Raw genomic sequence first — 26,345 nt, 5'->3', positions numbered from 1 at the left:
CTTGACCATCAAGCGCCACGGGCCTATTTGACCCCAAACGCCGCCCGGGCCCGTTACGATGCGCGCATGACTGCCCGATACGAAGCCCTCCCCGCCACGGCCGCCTACGCCGATGTGTTCAAGGTGCCGCCCCCGCAGGAGCCCGGCGCGCGCCACATCAAGCCGCGCGGCACCGGGTTCATGCTGCGGGCCGTGCCCGTACCCGTGCCCTCGCACACGCCGCAGCCCGGGCCTGATGGCGCCGCGGCGGATGCAGCGCAGCCCGCGGAGGCGCCCGCCGCCCCGCCTGGCGGGCAGCCGCGCGAACTGATCGCGGCGCAGTGGGGCCTGGTGCCGCACTGGGTCAAATCGGCGTCGGACGGCCGGCTGCGCGCGCCCAAGCTGGTCAACGCGTACACCGATACCGTCTCCACCGGCACGGCCTTCCGCGATGCGTGGCTGAACGGGCAGCGCTGCATCGTGCCGATGCAGTCGTTCTACGAAGACGACTGGCGCAGCGGCAAGGCCGTGCCCACGCGCATCGCGCGCGTGGACGGCGCGCCCATGGGCGTGGCCGGCGTGTGGGCCCGCTGGGAGGGGCCGGATGGCGAGGTGCTGCTGAGCTATGCGCTGATCACGGTGAGCGCCCAGGCGCATGGGCTGCTCAACCGCTACGGCCCGCCGGGCGCCGACAGGCGCATGCCGGTGATTTTGGGCGAAGGCGCCCACGCCGCCTGGCTGAGCACCCCGGTGGCCAAGGCCAAGGAGTTCCTGCGCCCTTACCCGGCCCAGTCGCTCACCGCGAACCCGGTGGAGCACAAGGCCGACAAGGTGCCCAAGGGCTGGCTGGGCTGAGCCGGACCGCCCGGCAGCGCGCGAGCCGGATGGCCAGAGCCCGGACGGGCGGGCGCACGTACCGCGAGGATCCCTAGCGGGACGGTTCGATCCGCGCGAGGGGCACCGGACGGTTGGAGGCGCCGGATGCGCTGGGCCGGCCCTCCGCGATCAGGCGGTGCAGCACCACCGACAGGGCCGCGAACTGGATGGGCTTGACGACGAAGGCGTCGTAGTCGGCGAACGCGCGGCGCACCACCTCCTCGTTCGTGCCGCTCATGAAGACGAAGGGAATGCGCGCCAGCGCCGGGTCGCCGCGCAGGGCCAGACCGAACTCGCCGCCCGTCATGACGGGCATCATGAAGTCCGACAGGATCAGCGCCGGCTTCTCGCCCTCGGCCAGCAGCTGCAGCGCCGCCTTGCCGTTGGAGGCCAGCGCCACGCGGAAGCCCTCCGCTTCGAGCAGCATCTGCAGCACCTCGGCGTTGCCGTACTCGTCTTCCACAACCAGAATCAGTTTCATCAGGCGCACCTTGTTCAGGGGGGTGGAGCCACGGCTTGCGGCGACGAGAGGTAGAGGTCCACCGAAGGCTGCCGGGCGCGCCCGCCCCGCACCTTGGTGATGTGGAGGGGCCGCACGTCGACCCGCCGCTCGCCTTCCGGTACGGCGGCGAACTCCAGCACGTTGTCGAACCAGCCCGCCACGCCGGGTGCCAGCGGCGTGCCGGCGGCAGCGGCCAGCGCGTCGGGATCGATGGTGAACACCGAGGTCACCTCGCGGCGGCGCAGCTCGTGCAGCAGGCGGCCCAGAAAGCGGTAGCCGCGCTCGGGGAAGGCCAGGGTGTCGGCCAGCCCGGCCAGGCCATCGACCACCAGCCGCCGGACCTTCAGCTCATCGACCATGCGCAGCAGCTTGTGGCCCAACTCGTCCATCGATTCATCCTCGTGCGCCAGTGATTTGATCGTCAAGGCGCCGGCACGCTGGGCCTGCTCCACATCCACCCGCACCTCGGAGCCCAGGCGGCGCAGGTCGCCGCCCAGCTCGGTGCAGGCCAGGAACAGGGCCGGCGCTTCCGGCGTGCCCGCCGTGGCGAACGCCAGCCCCAGGCTGGTCTTGCCGGAGCCAGTCTGTCCGATCAGCGCCGTGGCACTGCCGGACAGGAAACCCGGCTGGTGTAGGACACCATCAATGGCGGCATGGCCGGTCGACAGCACGCCCTGGCCGAGCCGGGCATTGGCGCCCACCAGCGGCAGGCTTTCCAGCCGGGGGAAGAACTGCAAGCCCTGCATGGAGATGCAGAAGGTGTGCTGCCCGCGCAGGATCTGGCTGCCGCGGAACTTGCGCACGTGCACGCGCCGCTCGGCCCGCCAGTGGAAGCCGTGGTCCTCGAAGGTGAAGATGCCGTCCACCATGGTCTGCTCGGCGCTCAGCACGTTGCTGTGGCCGCTGGTCAGCACCAGGCAGGTGCAGGACATGACGCTCACCAGGCTCTGCAGCTCGTGCACGAACTGCCGCACGGAATCGTTGGCGGTGGAGGCCAGGTTGTCGACCACCAAGCCGTCGATCACCAGCAGCGTGGCCTGGTGGCGGGCGAGTTCGCCCTGCACCAGCTCGACCACGGCGCGCAGGCCGCCGCTGTCCAGCTCGCGGTAGCCGCTCATGTAGAAGACGGTGGAGCCCACCTCCTGCTGGTCGAAGAAGACCTGCTGCTCCATGTGCTGCAGCATGCGCGCATGGGACTCGGCCAGCATCGTGAGGTACAGCGTGCGCCCGCCGCGGCGCGCCAGCGTGTAGGCGATCTGGTTGGCCAGCGTCGTCTTGCCGACGCCGGGTGGGCCCTCGAAGATGTAGACACCGCCTTCGAAGAGCCCGCCGTGAAGAATGTCGTCCAGGCCTTCGACCAGGGTAGGCAGTCGTTTCATGCTGTTGTGGAGTCGGTTGGAACAAAGCCGGCGCGCTGGGCGCAGGCCGGCGGCGTCCGCAGGCACGGGCGGAGGGCGGATGGGCCCGCCCCGCCCGCTGGCCCCCGGCGGATGCGGGCGTGTACTTTAGTACAACTTACGCCGTGTGCGGCGGGCGGGTCAGGGCCCGCGGCCGCGCGCCGTCACAGCCCCAGCTGCTGGTAGAGCGCGTCCATGCGCGCCGCCACATCGGGCGCCATGTGCATGGGCCGGCCCCACTCGCGCGTGGTCTCCCCGGGCCATTTGTTCGTGGCGTCCAGCCCCATCTTGCTGCCCAGGCCCGATACCGGCGAGGCGAAGTCCAGGTAGTCGATGGGGGTGTGCTCCACCAGCAGCGTGTCGCGCGCCGGGTCCACGCGGGTGGTGAGGGCCCAGACCACTTCCTTCCAGTCGCGCACGTCGATGTCCTCGTCCACCACCACGATGAACTTGGTGTACATGAACTGGCGCAGGTGGCTCCACACGCCCATCATCACGCGCCGCGCGTGGCCCGCATAGGCCTTGCGGATGCTGACCACGGCCATGCGGTAGCTGCAGGCCTCGGGCGGCAGATGGAAGTCCACCACCTCGGGAAACTGCCGCTGCAGCAGCGGCACGAACAGCTCGTTCATAGCCACAGCCAGCATGGCGGGCTCGTCCGGCGGCTTGCCGGTGTAGGTGCTGTGGTACAGCGCGCCGCGCCGCAGGGTGATGCGGTCGATGGTGAGCACGGGAAACTCGGCGCACTCGTTGTAGTAGCCGGTATGGTCGCCGTAAGGGCCTTCGAGCGCATGCTGCCAGCCGCTGGCGTGCTGCGCATCGGGGCGGATGTGGCCCTCCAGCACGATCTCGGCCCGCGCCGGCACCGACAGCGGCACGCCCAGCGCGGGCGCCACCTCGGTGCGCGCGCCGCGCAGCAGGCCGGCGAACTGGTACTCGGACAGGCTGTCGGGCACGGGCGTAACGGCGCCCAGCAGCGTGGCCGGGTCGGCGCCCAGCGCCACCGCCACAGGGTAGGGCTCGCCCGGGTGCGCGGCGCAGTGGTCGCGGAAGTCGAGCGCCCCGCCGCGGTGCGCCAGCCAGCGCACGATGAGCTGGTTGCGCGACAGCACCTGCTGGCGGTAGATGCCCAGGTTCTGGCGCGCTTTGCGCGGGCCGCGCGTGATGGTGAGCCCCCAGGTGATGAGCGGTGCCACGTCGCCCGGCCAGCAGTGCTGCACGGGCAGGCGCGACAGATCGACATCCCTGCCCTCCCACACCACATCCTGGCAGGGCGGCGATGGGCACTGCGCCGGCGCCATGTGCCACAGCGTCTTGAGCAGCCCGCGCTGCGCCCACAGCCCCCGCACGCCCTGCGGCGCCTGGGGCTCCTTCAGATCGGCCAGGGCCTCGCCCAGCGCGCGCACGGCCCGCAGGTCGGCCACGCCCATGGCGCGCGCCACGCGCTGGGGCGTGCCGAAGAGGTTGGCCAGCACCGGCATCGCGTGGCCGGTGGGCTGCTCGAACCACAGCGCCGGGCCGCCCGCGCGCAGCACGCGGTCGCACAGGGCGGTCATCTCCAGGTGGGGCGACACGGGCGTGGCGATGCGGCGCAGCTCGCCGGCTGCCTCCAGTTGGGTGAGGAAGTCACGCAGGTCGCGGTAGGTCATGCAGTTTCAAGCCAAACAGACGGCCAGCGCTTATTAAACGGGCGTAGACAGCTATGCTTTTGATAGTCAAGAGGCAGCGGTGGAGGGCATGCCGGCCCAGCGGGACGACAGGGCATGGTCCAGCCCCAACAGGTCCAGCGCGCGGGCCACGCCGTGGTCCACGATCTCGGCCACCGTCTGCGGGCGCAGGTGGAAGGCGGGCACGGGCGGGCAGACGATGGCGCCCATCTCCGTCACCGCCACCATGTTGCGCAGGTGCCCGAGGTGCAGCGGCGTCTCGCGCGCCAGCAGCACGAGGCGGCGGCGCTCCTTGAGCGTGACGTCGGCCGCGCGCGTGAGCAGGTTGTCCGCCAGGCCATGGGCGATGGCGGCCAGCGTGCGCATGGAGCAGGGCGCCACGGCCATGCCGTGCACGGGGAACGAGCCGCTGGCGATGCTGGCGCCCAGGTCGCGCACGTCATGCACCACATGGGCCAGGGCGCGCACCTCGTCGGGTGCGTCGCCGCGCTCGTGGCGCAGCGTGCGCCAGCCGGTGTCGGAGACGACCAGGTGCGTTTCCACGCCCGGCAGCGCCCGCAGGGCCTGCAGCAGGCGGGCTCCGTACACCGCGCCGCTGGCGCCGGTGATGCCTACGACGATGCGCCGCAGCGGCAGGGGCAGCGGCTCAGCCATGGCGGAGCCTTTGCGCAGCGGGATGCGCGTCGCCCAGCGGCTCCCGCGCCAGGTCGGCGACGACGGTGTCGTACACGGCGCGGGCCTGCGCCGGATCGAAGTCCTCGTGCGCCCGCTTCTTCACGCCGTGCCGCTGCAGCTGGTAGTGCCGGTCGGCCGTGCGGCCGTGCCGCGCCAGGCTGCTGGCCACGCACACCAGCGGGCAGCCGTCCAGCGCGATGACGGGACGGCCGCCCTCCAGGATGCGCAGCAGGTGGGGCACGTCGCCCCCCACGCCGGCGATGCACGACATCTCGGCCACGCCGCGGCGGTCCAGCTGCACGGCGACGTGGTTGGCAAGCTGCGCGGCGCTGGAGCAGCCCGAGCAGGCATACACCAGGGGAAGGGCGGCGCGGGCCCGGGGCGCATCGGCAGCATCAGGCATCGCGGCCTCCCCGGCCGGCCTGCGCACCGCCGTCCAGCCAGCGGCGCAGCACGCGGGCCGGCGTCCACTGCAGCGGATCGAGCACGGGCAGCTCCAGGGCATCCAACGCGTTCTTGACGACTAGGCCCAGCTCGGTGTCGCCTTCCATCGCCAGGCGGCGGCTGAAGAACAGCGTGTCCGGGTCCTCCTTGCGCTGGGCGAGCCGCACGAAGTCGTGCGCAGAGGCGCGCAGCGTCAGGTCCGGCTGCGGGCCGGGCGCGCAGGCGGTGAAGCGCCCGCCGGCCCAGGCGAAGTCGAACGCCAGCTGCGCATCGCGCACTTCCACGCGCAGGCGCCGGTGCAGCAGCAGGGCGCGCACATCCGGCGGCAGATGGCGGGCCAGTGCCCCGTTGAGCGCGGTGACCAGCAGCACCGAGCCCGGATAGGCAGGCAGGTGGGACAGCAGGCGGCCCACCGGCGCGGGAATGCGCAGCGGCGGCTGCGGCAGGCCATGGGGCGAGGGGGCCGGGGTGGAGGAGGCGGCAGGAGCGTGGGGCATGGTGTGGCGTGCGGAGATGGCGGCAGTGCGGGTGGAAGGGAGATGGCGAGGGGCGGTCAGGCCGCCAGCGGCGCGGGGGTGCGGCCCTGCTCCAGCCCCGGCTGGCCGTGCCAGTAGCCGTTGCAGGGCAGGTCGGGCATGCACGGCTGCATCTGCCGCAGCGCCTCGGCAGGCGCCACGGTGCGCTGGCGGGCCGCGTCGAAGAGGCGCACGACCTCTTCCATGTGCTCGGCCTGCGGGCTCAGGCGCAGCACGTCCACGCCCAGGGCGCACAGCGCGTCCATCTCGTCGACCAGGTTGAACACGCGCGCGGATTGCGTCTGCGTGCCGTTGAGCACCAGAAAGGCCTCGCTCTCGCGTGTGCGCAGCGTCATGCCGTCCGGGTGCTGCAGGCAGCTGAAGCGGCAGTCGTCCTTGGGCAGGTTGCGGTGGCGCGCAGTGAAGCACCGGGCCGAATACGCGAGCGGCATGCGGCCGTAGGCGAACACCTCGGTCTGCAGGCCGGGCGGGCGCGCTGCCTGCAGCACGGCCAGTTCGGTGGCCGGGATCTCCAGCGGCATCACCCAGCGCGTGGCGCCCAGCCCGACCATCCACGCCAGCGCAGCGGGGTTGTAGAGGTTCAGGTGCATGCCGGCGACGAAGGGCATGCGCCCAGCCAGGCGGTGCACGGCGCCCATGTCGCCGGCCTCGACCAGGAACTCGCCGTTCTCCACGATGCGGTGCAGGGCCGTGGCCTCGGCCGTGGATTCGATCAGCACCTGCGTGGACAACACCACCTGCTTGCCGGCGCCCTTCAGGCGCTGGGCGATGGCCAGCCAGTCGTTCAGGCGCAGCTCGTGGCGGCGCGAGCAGACCGTCTCGCCCAGGTAGACCACGTCCAGCGGCAGCGCCTCCATGGCCGCGTAGAAGCGCAGCACCTCCTGGCGCGGCCAGTAGTACAGCAGCGGGCCCAGCGCCAGCAACGGGACGGCAGGAGGGGGCGAGGGCAGGGTGTCGGCGAAGTCGTTCGAGGGGTGCATCGTGGGTCTCCAGGGCGGGCAACGGGGCAGGGTCGGCCGGCGCGGCGCTACTTCCAGGGGCGGTGGTAGGCGCCCAGGGTGTGCTGCTGGCCCTCGGCCACCTGCTCCAGGCGGCCCATCCAGCCGGCGCGCGGCACGTAGGTCTGCGGCTGCGCGGCGCAGTGGTCCAGCGCCTCGCGCCACACGCGCGTGACCTCGGCCACATAGGCCGGGCTGCGCTGGCGGCCTTCGATCTTGATGGCGCGCACACCGGCCTTCATCAGCTGCGGCAGCAGGGCCAGCGTGTTGAGGCTGGTGGGCTCCTCGATGGCGTAGTAGCTGCTTTCGTCGCCCACGTCGAAGCGCCCCTTGCACAGCGTGGGGTAGCCGGCGCTTTCCCCTTCGGCAAAGCGGTCGATGAGCACGCCGTTCAGGCGCGCCTCCAGCCCGCGCGGCGTCTCCTGCCAGCGCACGGCCTTGGCGGGTGAGCACACGCCATGCGTGTTGGGCGACTCGCCCGTGGCATAGGAGGAGAGGGCGCAGCGCCCCTCCACCATCACGCACAGGCTGCCGAAACCGAAGACCTCGATCTCCACCGGCGTGCGGTCGATCACCTGCCGCACCTGCTCCACCGACAGCACGCGCGGCAGCACGGCGCGCGTGATGCCGAACTGCTCGCGGTAGAGGTTGATCGCCTCGGCATGCGTGGCCGAGCCCTGCACCGACAGGTGCAGCCGCAGCTGCGGGTGCCTGTGGGCGGCGTACTGCATCAGGCCCGGGTCGGCCAGGATGACCGCGTCGGCCCCCATGCCCGCGGCCTTGTCCATCGCCTCGCGCCAGGGCTGGGGATTGGAAGCCTGCGGGTAGGTGTTGAGCGCCATGAACACTTTCACGCCGCGGTCGTGCGCATAGCGGATCCCCGTGGCAATGGCGGCGTCGTCGAAGTTCAGGCCGGCGAAGTTGCGCGCGTTGGTGGCATCGCGCAGGCCCAGGTACACGCAGTCGGCGCCATGGTCCACCGCGGCCCGCAGCGCGGGCAGGCTGCCGGCCGGGCAGACGAGGTCGGGGCGCAGCGGCGCAGCCGCGGTGGCCGGCAGCACCGGGGCAGAAGGCACGGCGCCGGCGCCGGCAACATCGCCCGCGACCGGGGCAATCAGGGTGGAGGAGGACATGGGTCAGGACCATCGTTGCTGGCCCGGAAGGCGGGCCATCGCAGGCGGCCGGGCACGAGGCCGCGGCGCACGTGCCAATGGACGCGGCCCCGGCACGGCCCCGGCGTCATGGCATGCGGGCGCCATGGCTCGCACCTTACGGCGGGGCCACCGGGCGGCCGCTGACATTTATCAACCGGCGGACAGAATTCCGGCGCACGTCGCCGCGGCGATGTCGGCCACAGCCCAGTCCTGCCATCGGTCAATAGCTATTATTTATATAGCATCAGATGGAGCCGATCCAGGCCACCGGCACCGTATTGACGAAGGTCACGGGCGTCCCGGCCGGGCCGGGCGCCCGCACGACGCGCCTGCCGCGGGCGGCGCTCACGCGCATCATGCCAAAGGCCTCGCGGGGCCGGGGGAAGGAACAGGCCCTGCGCCAAAGCGCGGAGTGGCATGCGAGGAAGGCCGCGTCCGCGCGGGGCGGCGGGCACAGCGCCGCCGACGCGGAGCGCCGTGGCCCGGCCCGGCCCTCGGGCTGCGGCCTGCGGTCAGCGCCGCAGCGACTGCAGGCTCAGGCGCCCACCGCCGCAGGCGCCAGTGCGCCGTCGGCGGGCAGGCTGGCGATGACCTGCGCCACGGCAGCGGTGAGCTTCTTGGCGTAGGGCACGTGCAGAAACTCGTTCGGGCCGTGCGCATTGCTCTTGGGTCCCAGCACGCCGCAGACCATCATCTGCGCCTTCGGGAAGCCCTGGCTCAGCATGTTCATGAGGGGAATGGTGCCGCCCTGGCCGATGTAGCCGCACGAGGCGCCGAAGTGCGCGCGGCTGGCGGCGTTGAGCGCGTTCTCGAACCAGGGCACGATGGCCGGCGCGTTCCAGCCGCTGGCGGCGCCGCCGCCCTCGAACGTGACCCGGGCCTGGTAAGGCGCGTTGTCTTCCAGCAGCGCCTTCATCTCCTGCACGCACTGGGCGGCATCCACCAGGGGCGGCAGGCGCAGGCTGAGCTTGAAAGCGGTGTAGGGGCGCAGCACGTTGCCGGCGTCCTTGAGCGCAGGAAAGCCCTCGGCGCCCGTCACGCTCAGCGTGGGCTCCCAGGTGCGCTTGAGCAGCGCCTCGGTCGGATCGGTGGTGGTGGGCAGCGCGAACACCGTGGAGCCGCCGCAGTCGTAATGCGCCCACGGGAAGCGCCGGTACACCTCTTCGCCCAGGATGGCGGCCGTGGCGCGCGCCTGCTGCAGCCGGTCGGCCGGCACTTCGCAGTGGAAGCTGGCAGGCAGCAGGCGGCCGGTCTTGCTGTCCTCCAGCCGGTCCAGCACCTGGCGCATGATGCGGAACGACGAGGGCACCAGGCCGGACGAGTCGCCGGAGTGGATGCCTTCGGTGAGGATCTCCACCTTCAGCGTGCCGCTGGCCATGCCGCGCAGGCTGGTGGTGAGCCACAGCTGGTCGTAGTTGCCGGCGCCGCTGTCCAGGCAGATCACCAGCGCCACCTCGCCCATGCGGGAGCGCAGCAGGTCGATGTAGGGCAGCAGGTCGCCCGAGCCGCTTTCCTCGCAGGTCTCGATCAGGCCCACGATGCGCGGGTGCGGCACGTTCTGACGCTTGAGTTCCTGCACGGCCGCGATGCTGGCGTACACCGCATAGCCATCGTCCGCGCCGCCGCGGCCATAGAGCTTGCCGTCTTCGTACTTGGGCGTCCACGGGCCCAGATCGCGGCGCCAGCCTTCGAATTCGGGCTGCTTGTCCAGGTGGCCGTACATCAGCACGGTCTGGCTGGACTGCGGCTGCGTGCCCGCCACTTCGAAGAACAGCACTGGCGTGCGGCCGGGCAGGCGCACGATCTCCAGCGTGAGGCCGGCCACCTTCTGCGCCTCGACCCACTGGGCGGCGTTGCGCAGCACGGTGTCCAGGAAGCCGAGCTGCTCCCAGTCCGGGGCGAAGCCGGGCGACTTGGCCGGGATGGCGATGTAGTCGGTGAGCTGGCGCACGATGTCGTCGTCCCACTGCCGGCTGAGGTGGGCCAGGGCTTCGGCGGGCTGCAACAGGTCGGGGGCGGTGCGGGCGTTCATGGCGGTTCCTTGGCGACTGGCGCGTCTCCCGGCCGTGGTCCCGCGCGGTCGGCGGAGGCCGCCTGCTGCCGGGTCACGGGCCCGGGGGGGCCGTGGTGGGGTGGGTCTCGGGATTGTCGTGCAGCCCGGCGGGTTGCGCCATCCCCGGCGCATGCAGGCTGCCGGCGGATTCGACGCGATTGCGCCCGGCGGCCTTGGCCCGGTACATGGCCCGGTCGGCGGCGGCGATCAGCATGTCCCAGCTGTCGCCGGGTTCCGGGCGCCCGCCGCACACGCCGATGCTCAGCGTCACGGCCACCGCGCGGCCCTGCACCTGAAGCGGCGACTGCTCCACCGCGCTGCACAGCTGGCGCGCCAGCTCCAGCGCCCCGGCGAGCGAGGTGTCGGGCAGCAACACCAGGAACTCTTCGCCGCCGTAGCGGCCGATCATGTCCTGCGAGCGCAGGCGCTGGCCCAAGACCTGCACCACATGGCACAGCACCTGGTCACCGGCCAGGTGGCCGAGCTCGTCGTTGATGCGCTTGAAATGGTCGATGTCCACCATCATCAGCGCCAGCGATTCGCGCGTGCGCAAGGCGCGCGCCATGTCCCGGTCCAGCGCGGCGATGGTGGAGCGGCGATTGGGCACGCCGGTCAGCGGGTCGAGTGCCGCCATGCGCCGGTTGGCCTCGTCCGCCCGGTCCTTGGCCATGAGCACGAAGCCGAAGGACGAAGCCTGCACGGTGATGAAGGTGGCCAGGAAGGTGACGTGCTGGGCGATGCTGTCCTGCAGCAGGCTCTCCAGCGGCATGGTGCCGGTGGCCGCCATGACGGCGCGCACCACCAGCACCACCAGCTGCAGCAAGAGGCCCACGCCCACCAGCCAGGCGCCGCGGCCCACCGTATGCCGGCCGCGGTGGCACAGCTCCCAGAACGGCAGCGCCAGCTGCACCGGGAACACCACGCCCGCGATCACCAGCCGCGCGACGTAGTTGTCGATGTAGACGATGAACAGCACGATGGTCGCCGCAACCGGCACCAGCATCCGCGCCCAGGGCAGCGGCTTGCCGCGGAATTGGAACGCCGCGCCGAGCACGCACGCGAACACGCCCGACAGCAGCGCGTTCGCCACCACGATGGACACCATGTCGGGCAGCCGGCCGCGCCCGGCCAGCAGCACATAGGCCAGCGCCTGCATCAGCAGGCCGGCGGCCCACAGCCCCACGCCCTCGCGCCGCCGGTCCGAGCCGACGACGAGCAGGCCGAGCGCCATCACCACGGAGGCGACGACGGTCGTCAGCAGCAAGGTCGGCAGGTGCAGAAGCGATGGCATGCGCGGGAAAGGGAGCGGGAGAGGGGCGGGCTGAGGCGGTGCACGCCGCCGGTACCGCCCGGGCACTGGCGCGGCAAAGCCGGCAGGATAAACGAAGGCCCCCCGCGCCGCAGCGGGAGCCCCCTGTAGCCCACCGGACGCCGATTTACGGGCCGTTACGGCCGTTACCCACCGCGGTGCGCCCTGCCAGCACGCGCGGACAGCGCAGCGGCGGCTCAGTGCGCAGACAGGCGCGGCGCACTGCCGCTGGCGGCGCCGCGGTGGGCCGCCGGCACGGCCTCGTCCGGCCCGCTGGACAGGCGGAAGACCTGCACGGCCGAGGCCAGGCGCGTGGCCTGGTCGCGCAGGCTCTGCGCGGCCGCGGCGGACTCCTCGACCAGCGCGGCGTTCTGCTGCGTCATCTGGTCGAGCTGCGCCACGGCGGTGTTCACCTGGCCGATGCCGTCGGACTGCTCCGACGACGCCGCGGTGATCTCGCCGATGATGTCGCCCACGCGCTGCACGGATCCGACGATCTCGTCCATGGTCGTGCCCGCGTCCTGCACCAGGCGCGCGCCGGTCTCGACCTTGTCCACCGAGGCGCCGATGAGCTGCTTGATCTCGCGCGCGGCCTCGGCCGAGCGGCCGGCCAGGCTGCGCACTTCGCCCGCCACCACCGCAAAGCCCCGGCCCTGCTCGCCCGCGCGGGCCGCTTCCACGGCCGCGTTCAGCGCCAGGATGTTGGTCTGGAAGGCGATGCCGTCGATCACGCCGATGATGTCGGCGATCTTGCGGCTGGCATCGTTGATGTCGGTCATCGTCGTCACCACCTCGCCCACCACGCGGCCGCCGCGTGCGGCCACTTCGGCCGCCGAATTGGCCAGCTGGTTGGCCTGGCGTGCCGCGTCGGCCGACTGGCGCACGGTGCCCGTGAGCTGCTCCATACTCTGCGCGGTTTCGGCCAGGCTGCTGGCGGTGGACTCGGTACGTGCCGACAGGTCCTGGTTGCCGGTGGCGATCTCGGCGCTGGCGGTGCTGATGCTGTCCACCGCCGTGCGCACCTGCTGCAGCACCTGCAGGTAGCGCTGGCGCATGCCCTCCACCTCGTTCACCAGCGCGCCGATCTCGTCGCGGCGCGTGGTGGTGAAGGCCTGGGTCAGGTCGCCCTGGGCCACCGTGGTGATGGCGCCGGTCAGCTCACGCAGCGGCTGGCTCACGCCGCGGCGCAGCATCAGGAACAGGCCGCCGCCCAGCACCAGCACGGCCAGCGCCATGGCGCCCCAGACCGCCCACAGCGCGCTGCGCTGGCCGGCCATGGCCTCCAGGTCGGACACCTCGGCCACCACCCACCAGCCCGACTGCGTCTTGCGGCGTACGGCCCAGGGCTCCTCGCCCTGCTCGGCCAGCAGCGGCAGCGCGCGCTGCACCTGGTCGCCGTCGGCCAGGGCCTGCAGGTATTCGCGTGCCTGCGGATAGGCGGCCAGCACCTTCTTGCCCCGTGCGGTGGGGTGGGCGACGAAGACGGCGTCGTCCAGCGACTTGCGCGGGTCGATCACATAGGCGCCGCCGTGCTCGAAGAAGCGCATGTCGGCCACCTGCTTCTGGATCAGGTCGTGGAACACGGTGAGGTCGTTGCCCACGAACAGGATGGCGATGACCTTGCCCGAGGCATCCTTGCGCGGCTCGTAGTGCGCCATGAACGGGCGGCCGAACAGCATGGTGCGGCCCGTGTAGGCCTCGCCCTTGAGCATCAGCGGATAGGCCGGGCTGGCGCGGTCGAGCTGGGTGCCCACGGCGCGTTCGCCCTTCTCGTTCTTCACCGACGTGGTGATGCGCACGAAGTCGTCGCCCTTGCGCGCGAACACGGTGGCGATGCCGCCCGTGTCCGCGTTGAACTTGTCCACGATGGCGTAGTCACCGTTGAGCACGTTGCCGAAGTTGCGCAGCTCGCCGGTGGCGTCATCGAGCGCCATCGTCGGCTCGAAGTAGCCGCGGAACACGGTCGCGCCGCGGCGGATCAGCTCGCGGTTGGCTTCGTCCACCGAATCGAGCGAGCGCGCCACGCCTTCGGCGGCATTGCCCACACCCGACATCACCTGCGTGCGCGTGGCGCGGTTGGTGATGGAGGCGATGGCCAGGCTGACCAGCAGCAGGACCACGGCGACCAGGCTGAGCGCCAGCAATGTCACGCGGCGGGCGACAGAGCGGTTGGAAACGGCAGGGGCGGTCATCGTTAAGTCCTTGATTTAGAACAAAAGGGCGTCGGATTGTCCCCTGGAGTAATGAAAAGTAACGCAGAAATCCGTAGTTACCCTAGGTTGCCCGTGGGGCCAAAACCACGTTTACGCTTCCGCGGGGTGGAACCTGGGACCGGTTACCGGCCGAAGGCGCGGCCGCCCGCACGGTGGGTATGAAGTGCCAAAATTGCCTGCAGCGCCCGTCCTTATTGCGCAAACAGCTATCATTGGTATAGCAAAAGGTCGCCGAGGTGCGGCCGATCCTGCCTGACCTAGTGCTTATTTGGACTTGCGGCCCCAGAGCGAAACGCCGTAGGCGAGCCGCATGCAGCCGCTTTTTCTCGCCAGCGACGTCTCCGGCAGGCTCGGCTGAGGGGCTCAGCGGGGCACGGCTGCCAGGCGCGCGCGCTGCAGCGGTGCACGGGCGGTGGCCGGATCGTCGGTGAATATGCCGTCCACGCCGGTGGCCAAGAAGGCGTCTACCTCGGCCTGCCCATCGCCGCGCACGGCGCCATCGGTGGCGGGCGCGGCCTTCAGGGCGAGCGGCAGAAAGGCGTTCTCGGGGCGCAGCGTCCACACATGCACCAGCAGCCCGGCCGCATGGGCCCGTGCCACCAGCGGCGTGGGGGCCGCCAGGGCGCCATCGCGCACCGGCACGACCAGGCCCTTGCTGGCGCCGATGCCGTCGGCATAGGTGGCGATCTCGGCCAGCCCGGCGGGCGTGAGCAGGTCCGCGTACGTGCGGGCCGGCCCGGGGCCGGGCTGCGCCGCCAAGTCGTACGGTCGGCCGCTGCCGGCCACCAGCTGGACCAGGCGCACTGTGCTGCGCGCGCGCAGCCCCCGCAGGTTGGCCGTCTCGAACGACTGCACGAACACGGGCGCGCCGGCATGGTTCCAGCCCTGGGCCTCCAGCGCGGCCAGCAGCGGCGGCTCCAGCGGCAGGCCGATGGACTGGAAGTAGGTCGGGTGCTTGGTCTCGGGATAGATGCCGATGGTGCGGCCGGTGCGCTGCGTCTCGGCCCGGGCGAGGTCGATCACCTCCTGCAGCGTGGGGATCTCGAACTGCCCGTCGAAACGCACGTTGGCCGGGCGCACCTTCGGAATCCGCTCGCGGGCGCGCAGCGTCTTGAGTTCGGCCAGCGTGAAGTCCTCGGTGAACCAGCCGGTGATGCGCTCGCCGTCGATGGTCTTGGTGGTGCGCCGGGCGGCGAACTCGGGGCGGTCGGCCACGTCGGTGGTGGCCTCTTTCACGGAGCCGTCCGCATGGAGGATGGCGATGGCGTTCTCGTGCCGCGCCACCAGGAACCCGTCGCGGGTGATGACGAGATCGGGCTCGATGAAGTCCGCCCCGTCCGCGATGGCCTGCCGGTAGGCCGCGAGCGTGTGCTCGGGCCGCAGTGCCGATGCGCCGCGGTGCGCGATCAACACGGGGTGCGCGGGCCGGGCGGCGGACGGTGCTTGCGCGGCGGGCGGCGGCGCCACCGGCCCGGCCGCGTGGGCGGCCACCATGCCGGCCAGCAGCGCTGCCATGCCCAGGTGGCGCGTCCAGCGGTTCAGGTTCCAGGCGTTCATGCGTGCGTTCTCCATCAACCGAGAGGGCCGCGCGCCGCACCGGCGGCCGCGGCGGGACCAGAAGAAACTTACTTGCCGGCCTGCGCTTCCTGCGTCTTGCGGTAGACCTCCATCACCGTGGCGAAGTCGCGCTCGAAGCGCACCGGCAGGAAGGTGTCGTTGCCCGGCAGCATCTGGCGCAGCTTGGGCGAGAAGGCGTAGCTGTACGAGCACTTCTTGACGCGGGCCTGCAGCTCCGGCGAGACGTCCTTGCCCATCGTCCAGGTCTCGGTCATGAACGGCGGGCTTTCCCACAGCGTGCGGATGCTCGACCCCTTCACGTCGCCCTTGACCACCATGCGCTGGTACAGGTCGCTGGCCACGGCCGCCGCCGGATAGAAGCCGTACATCACGCCGGTGACGGAGCGTTCGTGCCCGTTGGAGAACACCACGTCGTAGTTCTTGTCCGGCACCAGGCCGATGGCCGGGAACAGCGCGCGCGGCGCGAGGTTGCCCGAGTTGGACGTGGGCGTACTGTGCGCGATCTTCTTGCCGATCAGGTCCTTGGGCACCTTGTACGGGCTGTCCACCCGCGCGATCAGGATCAGATGGTACGAGTTGGGCTTGCCGCTGGCCTTGTTGCCCGGCACGGCGAACGGCGCGGGCTGCCCCGCGCCCACCAGCTGCGGCACCAGGCCGGGGTTGACCTGCGCCAGCTGCGCCTTGCCGCTGAGCAGGCTGTCGATCAGCTCCTTCTCGCCCAGCGTGTCCACGTTGGCGCTGCGCTCCAGCGACTCGCCCTGCAGGTTCTGGATGTCGATGTTGCCGCAGCGGCCCAGGTGCGAGAAATAGTCGCCCCACAGGCCCATGGTCTCGGTCTTGGCGTAGGTCTTGGGCATGGCCACGACCAGCTTCTCCCGCGGGCCTGCGCTGCTGCCTGCGGCGCTGCCGCCGGGCTGCGCCGTGGCGGTTCCCGCCGCCAAAGTGATGCCCGTCAGGGCCAGGCCTACCGATGCTCCCCATCTCTTGCTCATGCGCGCTCCTGCTGTTGTGTCGGATGTTTGGGGACAGCGGCCCGCAGGCCGCCTGCCGCGGTGCGCGGCAGTCCCTCCCGGCGCGCAGTATGCACGGCGCGCCCGGACAGGCCGCCAGCTCACCATTCGGTCCTGCGCGCAGCGGCGATCGGGGCGAACGCGCATGCACCGGGCAGACGGCGTTGCGCTATCAATAGCAGAGCTGGATGCGCTGGTTCTCCGGCCGATTCAGGCATCTTCGATGCCAGGAACCCATCAGATCAAGCGCCACCAGCTATCAATACAGGAGCATTCAACAAAGCCCGTGGGCCGGACAGGGCCCAGCCGACGGCGCCGCCAACCCGCGAGCGCCGGCCCTAGTCGTGCTCGAAGTGGAACACCGCCGTGCCCGCCATCGCATTGGGCAGAAAGCGCACTTCGCGCCCGTCCTGCAGGCCGAAGGCGTCGATCACGCGCAGGCGGTTCTTGTGCGCCAGCACCTCGAAGTCCTTGAACGTGCCCACGCGGATGTTGGGCGTGTCGTACCACTGGTAGGGCAGGCGCCGCGTCACCGGCATGCGCCCGCGCAGAATGGACAGCCGGTTGGGCCAGTGCGCGAAGTTGGGAAACGCGACGATGCCGCTTTTGCCCACGCGCGCCGTCTCGCGCAGCATCACCTCGGCATTGCGCAGGTGCTGCAGCGTGTCGATCTGCAGCACCACGTCGAAGGAGTTGTCGCCGAACATGGCCAGCCCTTCGTCCAGGTTGAGCTGCACCACGTTCACGCCGCGGCGCACGCAGGCCAGCACGTTGGCGTCATCGATCTCCACGCCGTAGCCGGTGCAGCCGCGCTCGCGCAGCAGGTACGACAGCAGCGCGCCGTCGCCGCAACCCAGGTCGAGCACGCGGCTGCCCTCGGGCACGAGGCGGGCGATGGCGTGCATGGTGGCTTTTTCGGTCATGCGGCGACCTCCTGGGCGATGGTGTCGAAGTACGAGGCCATGAGGTGCAGGTAGCGCGGATCGTCCAGCAGAAAGGCGTCGTGGCCGTGCGGCGCGTCGATCTCGGCGTAGCTCACGTCGCGGCGGTTGTCGAGCAGCGCCTTCACGATCTCGCGGCTGCGGGCCGGCGAGAAGCGCCAGTCGGTGGTGAAGCTCACCAGCAGGAACTTGGCGGTGGCCTGTGCCAGCGCCAGCGTCAGGTTGCCGCCGTGCGCCAGCGCGGGGTCGAAGTAGTCCAGCGCGCGCGTGATCAGCAGGTAGGTGTTGGCGTCGAAGTAATCGCTGAACTTGTCGCCCTGGTAGCGCAGGTAGCTCTCGATCTCGAACTCGATGTCCTGCGTGCTGTAGCGGTAGGCGCCCATGGTGGGCGCGGCAGCGGCCGGCAGATCGGCCCCGGCCGGTGCGGCGGCCGGCGTGCCCAGAGACCCCAGCGGCGAGTGCTCGATGATGCGCTGGCGCAGCTGGCGGCCGAACTTCTCGTTCATCACATCGTCGCTCAGGTACGTGATGTGGCCGATCATCCGTGCGATCCGCAGGCCGCGCTTCGGAACCGTGCCGTGCCGGTAGAAATGCCCGCCGTGGAAGTCCGGGTCGGTCACGATGGCGCGGCGCGCCACTTCATTGAAGGCGATGTTCTCGGCCGTGAGATTGGGAGCGCTGGCCACCACCACCGCATGGCGCATGCGGTCGGGGTACTGCAGCGTCCACGACAGCGCCTGCATGCCGCCCAGGCTGCCGCCCAGCACGGCCGCCAGCTGGCGGATGCCCAGCCGGTCCAGCAGGCGCGCCTGGGCGTTCACCCAGTCCTCGACCGTGACCACGGGAAAGTCGGCGCCGTAGACCTCGCCGGTGTCGGGGTGCGTGTGCATCGGCCCCGTCGAGCCGAAGCACGAGCCCAGGTTGTTGATGCCGATGACGAAGAAGCAGTTGGTATCGACCGGCTTGCCCGGTCCGATCATGTTGTCCCACCAGCCCTCGCTCTTGGGCTGGCCCTCGTACACGCCGGCCACATGGTGCGAGGCGTTGAGCGCATGGCACACGAGCACGGCGTTGGACCGGTCGGCGTTGAGCGTGCCGTAGGTCTCGTAAGCGAGGGTGTAGTCGCGGATCGATGCCCCGCCCTGCAGGGGCAGCGCATCGGCGAAGTGCATGGAGAGCGGTGTGGCGATGAAGGACATGAAAAAACCCGGCATCGCTAAAAACGAGGCCGGGTCGGTACTTCAATCAGTCACGTCGCGGACGGTCTTTAGCAGGATTTATAAAGCGCCCGCAAGCTGTGGCAAATCGGCGCGTGCGGCCACTATACCAAAGCAGGCCCCGTCCCGTCAGGCACCCGCCGGCGCCAGCAGCGCGATACCGCCCAGCACCAGGAAGATCAGCGCCGAGACCACATGCACCGCGCGGATCGGCACGCGGCGCGTGATGCGCTCGCCCAGCCAGACCACCGGCGCATTCGCCAGCATCATGCCCAGCGTGGTGCCGGCCACCACCCACAGGTAGGCGCTGTACTGCGCGGCCAGCATCACCGTCGCCACCTGGGTCTTGTCACCCATCTCCGCCAGGAAGAAGGCAATCAGCGTGGTGCCGAAGACGCCGAAGCGCGGCGCCGTGGCGGCTTCGTCGTCGTCGAGCTTGTCGGGAATGAGCATCCACACCGCCATGGCGATGAACGACAGCCCCAGCCCCCAGCGCAGCACCTGGGGGCCGACGACCGTCGTCACCCAGGCGCCCACGGCGCCGGCCAGCGCATGGTTGGCCAGCGTGGCCACCAGGATGCCGAGCACGATCGGCCAGGGCTTGCGGAACCGGGCCGCCAAAACGAGGGACAGGAGTTGGGTCTTGTCGCCCATCTCGGCAAGGGCGACGAGGGCGGTCGAAACGAAGAAGGCTTCCATGGGGCGGGGTCACTTATCCGGCCGGATGGTGAACAGACAGCATTGACTGCACCCCGACTCCGGCCTTGGGATCGGTATGCAGTCAATGGTCTCGCCCAGCGCCGACGGCGCCGCATGCACCATAGACCCGCGAGGGGCCCAAGTTTGTTGATGCATGCCCTCCTGCGCGGGACGCGCGGAGCGGGCTACTCCCCAAAGACGGGCCGGAGTGTAACAAAAATCCTGTCGCACCCAGGGAACACACGGGTAAATACGGAGGAAAAAATGTGGCGAACACACCAATGGGCAACCAAAACTGTCGTATTCATGGTTGATAATGAATTCGCCTTTCTGCCTTGCAGGAATGCAAGCTGCGGTGTTTGGTCGGTTTCGCGTCTTTGAAGTCGTCACAGGTTTGTTGATTGCGTAAGGCTCCATCGCGTTTTCATGTTTTTTCAGGAGTCCCTCATGGGCAACAAGCTGTACGTGGGCAATCTGCCTTATTCCTTCCGCGACCAAGACCTCGAGCAGACCTTCAGCCAATTCGGCTCGGTGAACAGCGCCAAGGTCATGATGGAGCGCGATACCGGCCGTTCCAAGGGTTTCGGCTTTGTGGAAATGGGCAGCGATGCCGAAGCCCAATCCGCCATCCAAGGCGTGCATGGCCAAAACTTCGGCGGCCGTGACTTGGTGGTCAACGAAGCCCGTCCGATGGAACCCCGTCCCCCCCGCAGCGGCGGCTTCGGCGGCGGCAATGGTGGCGGCGGCTACGGCGGTGGCCGCAGCGGTGGCTTCGGTGGCGGCAATGGCGGCGGCTACGGCGGTGGCCGTGGTGACGGCGGCGGCTACGGCGGCGGCCGCGGCGGCTACTAAGCACAGGAGCGAAGGACAAGGCGGTCAACCGCCCCGATCCTTCACCAAAATGGGGCCCCTCGGGGCCCCTTTTTCATGGGCGCGGCACCGGGTTTGTGCCCGCTGCAAACCCTTGCATCTTTTCAATTGTTGTGGCGCATAATGTTTTGCGCGGGGCATTCTCGCGTCGAGGTTTGCGGTGATCGTCAGTTTCGCGCACGGGCCTTTTTTGTCATCCATTGGCTGCGGTTTCGGGACTCCATCGCTTTATCAATGTGTTTTTGAGGAGTCCCCTGATGGGCAACAAACTCTACGTCGGCAACCTTCCCTACTCCGTGCGCGATAGTGATCTGGAACAGGCCTTCGGGCAATTTGGCGCGGTGACGAGCGCCAAGGTCATGATGGAACGCGACACCGGCCGCTCCAAGGGCTTCGGGTTTGTCGAGATGGGCAGCGACGAAGAAGCCCAGTCCGCCATCAACGGCATGAACGGCCAGCCGCTGGGCGGCCGCAGCATCGTGGTGAACGAAGCGCGCCCCATGGAACCCCGTCCGCCCCGCAGTGGTGGCTTCGGCGGCGGTGGTGGTGGTGGTGGCGGTTATGGCGGCGGTGGCAACCGCGGCGGCTATGGCGGCGGCGGCGGAGGTGGTGGTGGCTACGGAGGCGGCGGCGGTGGTTACGGCGGCAGCCGCGAAGGCGGCCGCGGTGACGGAGGTGGCGGCTACGGCGGTGGCCGGGGCGACGGCGGCTTCCGCAGCCCCTACGGCACGGGCTCGCGCAATGGCGGCGGCCGCAGTGGCGGCGGCGGTGGTGGTTACGGCGGTGGCGGCAACGGCGGCTACTGATTCACGGCACGCATCAGACAGGGCTCCTTCGGGAGCCCTTTTTCATGGTCGGGGCGGCTTGTCTGTGGGCTCGGCCCCTGGGCGGTAGCGCTGCTGAGGTGGCCGGGCGCCCGATTCGCCCAACGGTGCGCCATCAGGCAGCACCGGCGTAGCGCTCCCAACGCGCCCGCCGCCGGCTCAACGCGGCGTGGCGTCCTGCCGGTGCTTGCGGGGCCGCCCCGCCAGCAAGCGGTCGAACACGGAGTTGGGAAGCAGGCGCAGCAGCTTGGCCACCACCCCCATCTGCCAGGGAATCACCCGGTAGCTGGCCCCCGCCCGGATCGCCTTGAACGCGCGCTCGGCGAACGCTTCCGGCGCCATCAAAAAGGGCATGGAGTAGCGGTTCTGCCGGGTGAGCGGCGTGTCGATATAGCCGGGGCTGATCGTGACCACTTGCACCCCTGCCGGGCGCAATTCGCCGCGCAGGCTCTCGCAATAGCTGATGGCGGCGGCCTTGCTGCTGCAGTAGGCGCCATGCCCCGGCAGGCCGCGGATGCCGGCCACGCTGCCGATGCCCACGAGGGTGCCGCTGGCGCGCTGCTCCATGGCCCGGATGAAGGGCTGGAACGTGGCAGCCATGCCGACGTTGTTGGTGGCGTAGGTGCGCGCCATGACCTCGATGTCGTCGAGGATGCCCGTGTCCATGCCGACACTGATGCCCGCATTGGCAATGACCACGTCCGGCAGCCCCTGCTGCGCGATGCAGGCCTGCCCTGCAGCCGCGATGCTCGCCGGCACCGCCACATCGGCGCCGTAGATGGCGTAGCGGCCGGCGTCCAGGCCCTGCGCCTGGGCCCAGGCCTGGATCTCGCCGGTGCGGCGGGCGACCAGCGCCAGGCGGTAGCCCGCCTGGTAGAAGCGCCAGGCGAGCGCTTGGCCGATGCCGCTGGAGGCGCCGGTGATGAAGACCAGCGGATGCTCGGTGGGTGCCATCGTGCGCGCTCCTGGGTTCGGGCCGGTCAGCGGCTGCCCGGCGACGTGCCCGGCATGAGCATGCCCCGCACGCGGCCCTTGAGCTGCACGATCTGGTCGAGGTTGTCGTAGTCCATGCTGTCCGCGGTGAACCGGTCGCCGCCCCGCGTGAGGGTGACCGGCTGGTCGGACTTCACGCGCTCGGTGTTGACCCAGGCGTGCAGGAACTCTCCGCGGAACTCCAGCCGCGGCTGCGGCGTCTGGCCCGGACGTGCTTGCGATTCGCGAGTGACGACGGCATTGCCGAACAGCTGCACTTCAGAGCCGTCGGAATTGGTGAGCGCGCGGTTGGCGGTGGCCGTCGTCACCCGGCCTTCGGGCGTGACCGAGCGCATGCGGGCCTTGTCGATCTCCAGCGTGTCGGTGTCCAGATAGTGGCGCGCCACGTCGCCCACGATCTCGCTCTCCAGCCGCCCGGTGGCATCGAAGGTCTTGATGGAGAAGGTGCGCATGAAGTAGTCGGGCTCGTGCGTGGGCGCGCGCGCGACGGCGGCCTGCGGCGCCTTGGGCGCGTTGCGCACCAGCCACCACGTGCCCAGCGCCAGCAAGCCCATCAGCAGCACGGGCAGGTAGATCGACAGGCGCTCCCAACCTTGGCGCAGACGCAGGATCATGCCGCGTACTCCTGCAGCAGGTCCGCGTAGCGGCCGCTGGCCACCAGCAGCAGGTCGCAGAACTCGCGCGCGGCACCCGCGCCGGCCGGGGCCTGCGGAATGTGGTGCGCCACGGCCAGCACTTCGGCATGGGCGTGGGCGGGCGCGCTTGCCAGGGCGCAGCGGCGCAGCACGGGCAGATCCGGCCAGTCGTCGCCGATGCCGGCGGCCTGGCTCCAGTCCAGGCCGAGTTCGGCCAGAATGGCTTCGGCCGCGGGGCGCTTGTCTTCGGTGCCGAAGCGCGCGTGCTGCACGCCCAGCGCCTTGAGCCGCAGCCGCAGCGGCGCGGAATCCCGGCCGGTCACGATCGCCGGCGTGATGCCCGCGCGCTGCAGCAGCTTGATGCCGTGGCCGTCGAGCGTATGGAAGCGTTTGAGGGTCTCGCCCTCGGCCGAAAAGTACAGGCTGCCGTCGGTGAGCACGCCGTCCACGTCGAAGAACGCCACGCGCACGCCTTGGGCCTTGAGCAGCAGTTCGGGGGCGAAGCGCAGCGCGGGCTGCAGGGCGGGCAGGGAGGTCACGGTGTCCAGCGCCATCAGATCACCTTGGCCCGCATCAGGTCGCCGATGTGGACCACCCCCACCAGCACGCCGGTGGCGTCGGTCACCAGGACACTGGTGATGCCGTGGCGCTCCATGGCCTGGGCAGCGTCCACGGCCAGGGCGTCCACAGCGATGGTGCGCGGGCCGGCGTGCATGACGTCCGCGGCGCGCAGATCGCGCAGATCGGCGCCGGACTCGACGCGGCGGCGCAGGTCGCCGTCGGTGAAGATGCCCTGCAGGCGGCCTTCGGCATCGACGATGGCCGAAGCGCCCAGGCGCTTGGCGCTCATCTCGCGCATGAGTTCGCTGAACGTGGCCTGCGGCGGCACGCGCGGCACGTCGTCGCCCGAGCGCATCACGTCGCCCACATGGGTCAGCAGCTTGCGGCCCAGCGCACCGCCAGGGTGCGAGCGGGCGAAGTCTTCCGGGCGAAAGCCCCGCGCGTCCAGCAGGGCCACGGCCAGGGCGTCGCCCATGGCGAGCTGGGCCGTGGTGCTGGTGGTGGGCGCCAGGTTGAGCGGGCAGGCCTCGCGCTCGACGCTGCAGTCCAGCACGATGTCGGCGTGGCGCGCCAGCGTGGACTGCAGGCCGCCCGTCATCGCGACGAGCAGCACGCCCAGGCGCTTGAGCACCGGCAGCAGCACGGTGAGTTCGTTGCTCTCGCCGCTGTTGGAGATGGCGAGCACCGCATCGCCGCCCGTGACCATGCCGAGGTCGCCATGGCTAGCCTCGGCCGGGTGCACGAAGAAGGCGGGCGTGCCGGTGGAGGCCAGGGTGGCGGCGATCTTGCGCCCCACGTGGCCGCTCTTGCCCATGCCCATGACGACCACGCGGCCCGACGTGCCCATCAGCCGCTGCACGGCCTGCGCGAAGGGCTGGCCCAGGCGGGCGCCCAGGGCGGCGAGGGCGGCGGCCTCGGTCTCGAAGGTTTCGCGGCCCAGGCGGAGAACCTGGTCCGCATCGAAGGCGGGCGGCGGGGCGGCGACGGCTGCGGTGGACGGCATGGCTGGATTCTACGGGTGGGCCCCAGGGCCCGCGGAAAGTGCGCCGATGGCCCTGCACGGCGTAAAAGCCGGCGGCTGCAGGCCGGCCGGGGCCCCGGCCCTCGGCTAGCATCGGGCATGTCTTCGCTCGCCCTCACGCTGCTCTACCTGCTGGCCGCTGTCCTGGGGGTGGTGGCGTGCCGCAGCCTGAAGCTGCCGCCCATGCTGGGCTACCTGGCGGCGGGCATCCTGATCGGGCCGCACGCGCTGGCGCTGACGCAGAACTCCGAAGGCGTGCGCCATCTGGGCGAGTTCGGGGTCGTCTTCCTCATGTTCTCGATCGGGCTGGAATTCAGTCTGTCCAAGCTGCGCGCCATGCGCCGGTTCGTATTCGGCCTGGGCCTGCTGCAGGTGGTGGCCACCATGGCGGTGGGCATGGCGGGCATGCTGCTGCTGTCGCGCTGGCTGGGCGGCATCTGGGACATGGGCTGGCAGACCGCGCTGGCCCTGGGCGGCACGCTGGTGATGAGCAGCACCGCCATCGTCGTGAAGCTGATGGCCGAGCGGGCCGAGTTGGAGACCGAGCACGGCCGCCGCGTGCTGGGCATTCTGCTGTTCCAAGACCTGGCGGTGGTGCCCATGCTGGTGCTGATCCCGGCGCTGGGCTCGCCGCCCGAGCAGCTCTTCGTGGCCCTGGGCCTGGCCCTGCTGAAGGCGACGGTGCTGGTGGGCCTGCTGCTGGCGGGCGGCCAGCGCGTGATGCGCTGGTGGCTCACGCTGGTGGCGCGGCGCAAGAGCGACGAGCTGTTCATGCTCAACCTGCTGCTGATCACCCTGGGCCTGGCCTGGCTGACGGAAGAGGCCGGCCTGTCGCTGGCGCTGGGCGCCTTCATCGCCGGCGTGCTGGTGTCCGAAACCGAGTACCGCCACCAGGTGGGCACCGACATCCGGCCCTTCCACGACGTGCTGCTGGGCCTGTTCTTCATCACCGTGGGGATGATGCTGGACTGGCACATCCTGCTGGAGCGCTGGGCGATGGTGCTGCTGCTGCTGGCCGTGCCGCTGCTGCTCAAGATGGGCATCATCCTGGCGCTGTCGCGGGGCATGGGTGCCACCACGGGCGTGTCGCTGCGCACCGGGCTGTACCTGGCGCAGGCCGGCGAGTTCGGCTTCGTGCTGCTGTCGCTCACGCAGGAGCATGGCCTGGTCTCCCCGGCGCTGATGAACCCGATCCTGGCGGCGATGGTGCTGTCCATGCTGGCCACGCCGTTCCTCATCCTGTACAGCAACCGCATCGTGATGACGCTGGTTGCGAGCGACTGGCTGCAGCAATCACTGCAGATGACGACGATTGCGCGCAAATCCATCAACACCAGCAAGCATGTGCTGATCTGCGGCTACGGCCGCTGCGGCCAGAACCTGGCGCGCATGCTGGAGCGCGAGCACATCCCGTACATGGCGCTGGACCTCGACCCCGACCGCGTGCGCCAGGCGGCCGCCGCAGGCGACTCAGTGGTCTACGGCGACGCCACGCGCCTGCAGGCGCTGATGGCCGCCGGCCTGGTGCGCGCCAGCGCGGTGGCGGTGACCTACCTGGATATTCCGGCCACGCTCAAGGTGCTGGCCAACACCCGGTCGCACGCGCCCAACGTGCCGGTGGTGGTGCGCACGCAGGACGACCTGCACCTGGACAAGCTGCAGGCCGCCGGAGCCACCGAGGTGGTGCCCGAGGCGATCGAAGGCTCGCTGATGCTGGCCAGCCACGCGCTGGCGCTGGTGGGCGTGCCCATGCGGCGCGTGCTGCGCCTGGTGCAGGACCAGCGCGATGCGCGCTACAACCTGCTGCGCGGCTACTTCCACGGCGCGGACGACGACACGGCCTCCGAGCGCGACCAGGAGCGGCTCGCTTCCATCACCCTGCCGCCGGAGGCCGCCGCCATCGGGCAGGCGCTGGGGCAGCTGGCGCTGCATGCCATGGGCGCGCAGGTGGTCAACCTGCGGCGCAGCACCGGCGCGATGGCGCCGCCGGACGACGACGCGCTGCTGGCCGAGGGCGACACGCTGGTGCTGTCCGGCCACCCCACGTCGCTGGCGCTGGCGGAAGACAAGCTGCTGCGCGGCTGATCCTGATCCAGGCCAGGGCGAACCTTCGGCATTCAAAAAATGAGAGCAGCATGCGCTTGCCCATCCACACTTTCGACGCCATTTGACCTTGAATCGCTTATTTGACAA

24 protein-coding genes and 1 riboswitch are annotated in these 26,345 nt (G+C 70.4%); of the genes, 4 read left to right on the top strand and 20 right to left on the bottom strand.

Translation table 11 applies throughout. The annotated features are described in order from the left end of the window. Positions 1 to 66 precede the first annotated feature (66 nt). A complete protein-coding gene (locus QE399_RS06785) occupies positions 67 to 834 on the top strand; it encodes an SOS response-associated peptidase (protein ID WP_309827399.1) in 768 nt (255 codons plus the stop codon). Between the two features lie 73 nt (positions 835 to 907). Here the strand turns inward: QE399_RS06785 and QE399_RS06780 are convergent, their stop codons facing one another. The 16 genes from QE399_RS06780 to QE399_RS06705 form a co-directional block, all read right to left on the bottom strand. Further along, positions 908 to 1,336: a response regulator gene (locus tag QE399_RS06780; RefSeq protein ID WP_309827397.1), complete on the bottom strand. Its 429-nt coding sequence runs from the start codon at positions 1,334 to 1,336 to the stop codon at positions 908 to 910. 14 nt (positions 1,337 to 1,350) lie between these two features. Further along, positions 1,351 to 2,736: an RAD55 family ATPase gene (locus QE399_RS06775; protein ID WP_309827395.1), complete on the bottom strand. Its 1,386-nt coding sequence runs from the start codon at positions 2,734 to 2,736 to the stop codon at positions 1,351 to 1,353. 182 nt (positions 2,737 to 2,918) lie between these two features. Continuing rightward, positions 2,919 to 4,403: a 4-hydroxy-3-polyprenylbenzoate decarboxylase gene (ubiD, locus tag QE399_RS06770; protein WP_309827393.1), complete on the bottom strand. Its 1,485-nt coding sequence runs from the start codon at positions 4,401 to 4,403 to the stop codon at positions 2,919 to 2,921. A 66-nt stretch (positions 4,404 to 4,469) separates the two neighbouring features. Beyond that, on the bottom strand, positions 4,470 to 5,075 hold the full coding sequence (locus tag QE399_RS06765; RefSeq protein WP_309827391.1) for a UbiX family flavin prenyltransferase: 606 nt from the start codon (positions 5,073 to 5,075) through the stop codon (positions 4,470 to 4,472). Next, positions 5,068 to 5,499, bottom strand: coding sequence for a putative zinc-binding protein (locus QE399_RS06760; protein ID WP_309827389.1), 432 nt, complete (start codon positions 5,497 to 5,499; stop codon positions 5,068 to 5,070). Before QE399_RS06760 ends, QE399_RS06765 begins: the two co-directional genes overlap by 8 nt. Beyond that, on the bottom strand, positions 5,492 to 6,037 hold the full coding sequence (gene ubiT, locus QE399_RS06755) for a ubiquinone anaerobic biosynthesis accessory factor UbiT (protein WP_309827388.1): 546 nt from the start codon (positions 6,035 to 6,037) through the stop codon (positions 5,492 to 5,494). The genes QE399_RS06760 and ubiT overlap by 8 nt, the downstream gene beginning before the upstream one ends. Positions 6,038 to 6,093: 56 nt before the next feature. Then, complete coding sequence (gene ubiV / locus QE399_RS06750; RefSeq protein ID WP_309827387.1) at positions 6,094 to 7,056, bottom strand: ubiquinone anaerobic biosynthesis protein UbiV; 963 nt, start codon at positions 7,054 to 7,056, stop codon at positions 6,094 to 6,096. A gap of 47 nt (positions 7,057 to 7,103) precedes the next feature. After that, positions 7,104 to 8,207 carry a ubiquinone anaerobic biosynthesis protein UbiU gene (gene ubiU / locus QE399_RS06745; protein ID WP_309827385.1) on the bottom strand — a complete coding sequence of 368 codons (1,104 nt, stop codon included), beginning with the start codon at positions 8,205 to 8,207 and terminating at the stop codon, positions 7,104 to 7,106. 556 nt (positions 8,208 to 8,763) lie between these two features. Next, the gene (locus QE399_RS06740; protein WP_309827383.1) at positions 8,764 to 10,260 is read right to left on the bottom strand and encodes a M20 family metallopeptidase; all 1,497 of its coding nucleotides are present in this window, start codon (positions 10,258 to 10,260) and stop codon (positions 8,764 to 8,766) included. Between the two features lie 73 nt (positions 10,261 to 10,333). Beyond that, positions 10,334 to 11,572 (bottom strand): GGDEF domain-containing protein, encoded by a 1,239-nt coding sequence (locus tag QE399_RS06735; RefSeq protein WP_309827382.1) that lies wholly within the window; start codon positions 11,570 to 11,572, stop codon positions 10,334 to 10,336. A 215-nt stretch (positions 11,573 to 11,787) separates the two neighbouring features. Then, positions 11,788 to 13,782 carry a methyl-accepting chemotaxis protein gene (locus tag QE399_RS06730; RefSeq protein ID WP_309827380.1) on the bottom strand — a complete coding sequence of 665 codons (1,995 nt, stop codon included), beginning with the start codon at positions 13,780 to 13,782 and terminating at the stop codon, positions 11,788 to 11,790. A 384-nt stretch (positions 13,783 to 14,166) separates the two neighbouring features. Further along, positions 14,167 to 15,360, bottom strand: a complete 1,194-nt coding sequence (locus QE399_RS06725) for a glycerophosphodiester phosphodiesterase (RefSeq protein ID WP_309827377.1) — start codon at positions 15,358 to 15,360, stop codon at positions 14,167 to 14,169. 68 nt (positions 15,361 to 15,428) lie between these two features. After that, positions 15,429 to 16,373, bottom strand: coding sequence for a PhnD/SsuA/transferrin family substrate-binding protein (locus QE399_RS06720; RefSeq protein ID WP_309827376.1), 945 nt, complete (start codon positions 16,371 to 16,373; stop codon positions 15,429 to 15,431). A 356-nt stretch (positions 16,374 to 16,729) separates the two neighbouring features. Beyond that, complete coding sequence (gene metW / locus QE399_RS06715) at positions 16,730 to 17,314, bottom strand: methionine biosynthesis protein MetW (RefSeq protein ID WP_309827375.1); 585 nt, start codon at positions 17,312 to 17,314, stop codon at positions 16,730 to 16,732. After that, positions 17,311 to 18,531: a homoserine O-acetyltransferase MetX gene (gene metX / locus QE399_RS06710; RefSeq protein ID WP_309827373.1), complete on the bottom strand. Its 1,221-nt coding sequence runs from the start codon at positions 18,529 to 18,531 to the stop codon at positions 17,311 to 17,313. Before metX ends, metW begins: the two co-directional genes overlap by 4 nt. 147 nt (positions 18,532 to 18,678) lie before the next feature. After that, the gene (locus tag QE399_RS06705; protein WP_309827371.1) at positions 18,679 to 19,248 is read right to left on the bottom strand and encodes a TMEM165/GDT1 family protein; all 570 of its coding nucleotides are present in this window, start codon (positions 19,246 to 19,248) and stop codon (positions 18,679 to 18,681) included. A 24-nt stretch (positions 19,249 to 19,272) separates the two neighbouring features. Beyond that, positions 19,273 to 19,455: riboswitch (yybP-ykoY riboswitch) on the bottom strand. A gap of 240 nt (positions 19,456 to 19,695) precedes the next feature. Here QE399_RS06705 and QE399_RS06700 point away from each other — a divergent pair. Together QE399_RS06700 and QE399_RS06695 are read left to right on the top strand one after the other, a co-directional pair. Then, a complete protein-coding gene (locus QE399_RS06700; RefSeq protein WP_309827369.1) occupies positions 19,696 to 20,100 on the top strand; it encodes an RNA recognition motif domain-containing protein in 405 nt (134 codons plus the stop codon). A 275-nt stretch (positions 20,101 to 20,375) separates the two neighbouring features. Next, positions 20,376 to 20,924 (top strand): RNA recognition motif domain-containing protein, encoded by a 549-nt coding sequence (locus QE399_RS06695; RefSeq protein WP_309827367.1) that lies wholly within the window; start codon positions 20,376 to 20,378, stop codon positions 20,922 to 20,924. A gap of 177 nt (positions 20,925 to 21,101) precedes the next feature. On the opposite strand, the gene QE399_RS06690 is transcribed toward QE399_RS06695, so the two are convergent. Genes QE399_RS06690 through QE399_RS06675 form a run of 4 tightly spaced genes read right to left on the bottom strand, consistent with a single transcriptional unit; the run spans position 21,102 to position 24,134 of the window. Further along, positions 21,102 to 21,896, bottom strand: a complete 795-nt coding sequence (locus tag QE399_RS06690) for an SDR family oxidoreductase (protein WP_309827363.1) — start codon at positions 21,894 to 21,896, stop codon at positions 21,102 to 21,104. Between the two features lie 26 nt (positions 21,897 to 21,922). Next, positions 21,923 to 22,549, bottom strand: a complete 627-nt coding sequence (gene lptC / locus QE399_RS06685) for an LPS export ABC transporter periplasmic protein LptC (RefSeq protein ID WP_309827361.1) — start codon at positions 22,547 to 22,549, stop codon at positions 21,923 to 21,925. Then, positions 22,546 to 23,124 (bottom strand): KdsC family phosphatase, encoded by a 579-nt coding sequence (locus QE399_RS06680; RefSeq protein WP_309827359.1) that lies wholly within the window; start codon positions 23,122 to 23,124, stop codon positions 22,546 to 22,548. The genes lptC and QE399_RS06680 overlap by 4 nt, the downstream gene beginning before the upstream one ends. Further along, positions 23,124 to 24,134: a KpsF/GutQ family sugar-phosphate isomerase gene (locus QE399_RS06675; protein ID WP_309827358.1), complete on the bottom strand. Its 1,011-nt coding sequence runs from the start codon at positions 24,132 to 24,134 to the stop codon at positions 23,124 to 23,126. Before QE399_RS06675 ends, QE399_RS06680 begins: the two co-directional genes overlap by 1 nt. 117 nt (positions 24,135 to 24,251) lie before the next feature. Between QE399_RS06675 and QE399_RS06670 the strand changes: the two genes are divergently transcribed. Then, a complete protein-coding gene (locus QE399_RS06670) occupies positions 24,252 to 26,237 on the top strand; it encodes a monovalent cation:proton antiporter family protein (protein WP_309827356.1) in 1,986 nt (661 codons plus the stop codon). Positions 26,238 to 26,345: the final 108 nt, after the last annotated feature.

The organism is Paracidovorax wautersii (assembly GCF_031453675.1).
Taxonomy (GTDB): Bacteria; Pseudomonadota; Gammaproteobacteria; order Burkholderiales; family Burkholderiaceae_C; genus Paracidovorax.
This window is presented reverse-complemented; position numbering and strand designations above follow the sequence as displayed.

What these genes read in the sequence shown, in the direction of transcription:
- QE399_RS06695 (WP_309827367.1), top strand. Translation starts at nt 20,376, where the DNA reads ATGGGCAACAAACTCTACGTCGGCAACCTTCCCTACTCCGTGCGCGAT.
- QE399_RS06735 (WP_309827382.1), bottom strand. Translation starts at nt 11,572, where the DNA reads ATGCCATCGCTTCTGCACCTGCCGACCTTGCTGCTGACGACCGTCGTC.
- QE399_RS06765 (WP_309827391.1), bottom strand. Translation starts at nt 5,075, where the DNA reads ATGGCTGAGCCGCTGCCCCTGCCGCTGCGGCGCATCGTCGTAGGCATC.
- QE399_RS06785 (WP_309827399.1), top strand. Translation starts at nt 67, where the DNA reads ATGACTGCCCGATACGAAGCCCTCCCCGCCACGGCCGCCTACGCCGAT.
- QE399_RS06780 (WP_309827397.1), bottom strand. Translation starts at nt 1,336, where the DNA reads ATGAAACTGATTCTGGTTGTGGAAGACGAGTACGGCAACGCCGAGGTG.
- ubiV (WP_309827387.1), bottom strand. Translation starts at nt 7,056, where the DNA reads ATGCACCCCTCGAACGACTTCGCCGACACCCTGCCCTCGCCCCCTCCT.
- ubiT (WP_309827388.1), bottom strand. Translation starts at nt 6,037, where the DNA reads ATGCCCCACGCTCCTGCCGCCTCCTCCACCCCGGCCCCCTCGCCCCAT.
- metX (WP_309827373.1), bottom strand. Translation starts at nt 18,531, where the DNA reads ATGTCCTTCATCGCCACACCGCTCTCCATGCACTTCGCCGATGCGCTG.
- QE399_RS06675 (WP_309827358.1), bottom strand. Translation starts at nt 24,134, where the DNA reads ATGCCGTCCACCGCAGCCGTCGCCGCCCCGCCGCCCGCCTTCGATGCG.
- QE399_RS06690 (WP_309827363.1), bottom strand. Translation starts at nt 21,896, where the DNA reads ATGGCACCCACCGAGCATCCGCTGGTCTTCATCACCGGCGCCTCCAGC.
- QE399_RS06680 (WP_309827359.1), bottom strand. Translation starts at nt 23,124, where the DNA reads ATGGCGCTGGACACCGTGACCTCCCTGCCCGCCCTGCAGCCCGCGCTG.
- QE399_RS06740 (WP_309827383.1), bottom strand. Translation starts at nt 10,260, where the DNA reads ATGAACGCCCGCACCGCCCCCGACCTGTTGCAGCCCGCCGAAGCCCTG.
- QE399_RS06705 (WP_309827371.1), bottom strand. Translation starts at nt 19,248, where the DNA reads ATGGAAGCCTTCTTCGTTTCGACCGCCCTCGTCGCCCTTGCCGAGATG.
- ubiD (WP_309827393.1), bottom strand. Translation starts at nt 4,403, where the DNA reads ATGACCTACCGCGACCTGCGTGACTTCCTCACCCAACTGGAGGCAGCC.
- QE399_RS06700 (WP_309827369.1), top strand. Translation starts at nt 19,696, where the DNA reads ATGGGCAACAAGCTGTACGTGGGCAATCTGCCTTATTCCTTCCGCGAC.
- QE399_RS06730 (WP_309827380.1), bottom strand. Translation starts at nt 13,782, where the DNA reads ATGACCGCCCCTGCCGTTTCCAACCGCTCTGTCGCCCGCCGCGTGACA.
- lptC (WP_309827361.1), bottom strand. Translation starts at nt 22,549, where the DNA reads ATGATCCTGCGTCTGCGCCAAGGTTGGGAGCGCCTGTCGATCTACCTG.
- QE399_RS06670 (WP_309827356.1), top strand. Translation starts at nt 24,252, where the DNA reads ATGTCTTCGCTCGCCCTCACGCTGCTCTACCTGCTGGCCGCTGTCCTG.
- QE399_RS06720 (WP_309827376.1), bottom strand. Translation starts at nt 16,373, where the DNA reads ATGAGCAAGAGATGGGGAGCATCGGTAGGCCTGGCCCTGACGGGCATC.
- ubiU (WP_309827385.1), bottom strand. Translation starts at nt 8,207, where the DNA reads ATGTCCTCCTCCACCCTGATTGCCCCGGTCGCGGGCGATGTTGCCGGC.
- QE399_RS06760 (WP_309827389.1), bottom strand. Translation starts at nt 5,499, where the DNA reads ATGCCTGATGCTGCCGATGCGCCCCGGGCCCGCGCCGCCCTTCCCCTG.
- metW (WP_309827375.1), bottom strand. Translation starts at nt 17,314, where the DNA reads ATGACCGAAAAAGCCACCATGCACGCCATCGCCCGCCTCGTGCCCGAG.
- QE399_RS06725 (WP_309827377.1), bottom strand. Translation starts at nt 15,360, where the DNA reads ATGAACGCCTGGAACCTGAACCGCTGGACGCGCCACCTGGGCATGGCA.
- QE399_RS06775 (WP_309827395.1), bottom strand. Translation starts at nt 2,736, where the DNA reads ATGAAACGACTGCCTACCCTGGTCGAAGGCCTGGACGACATTCTTCAC.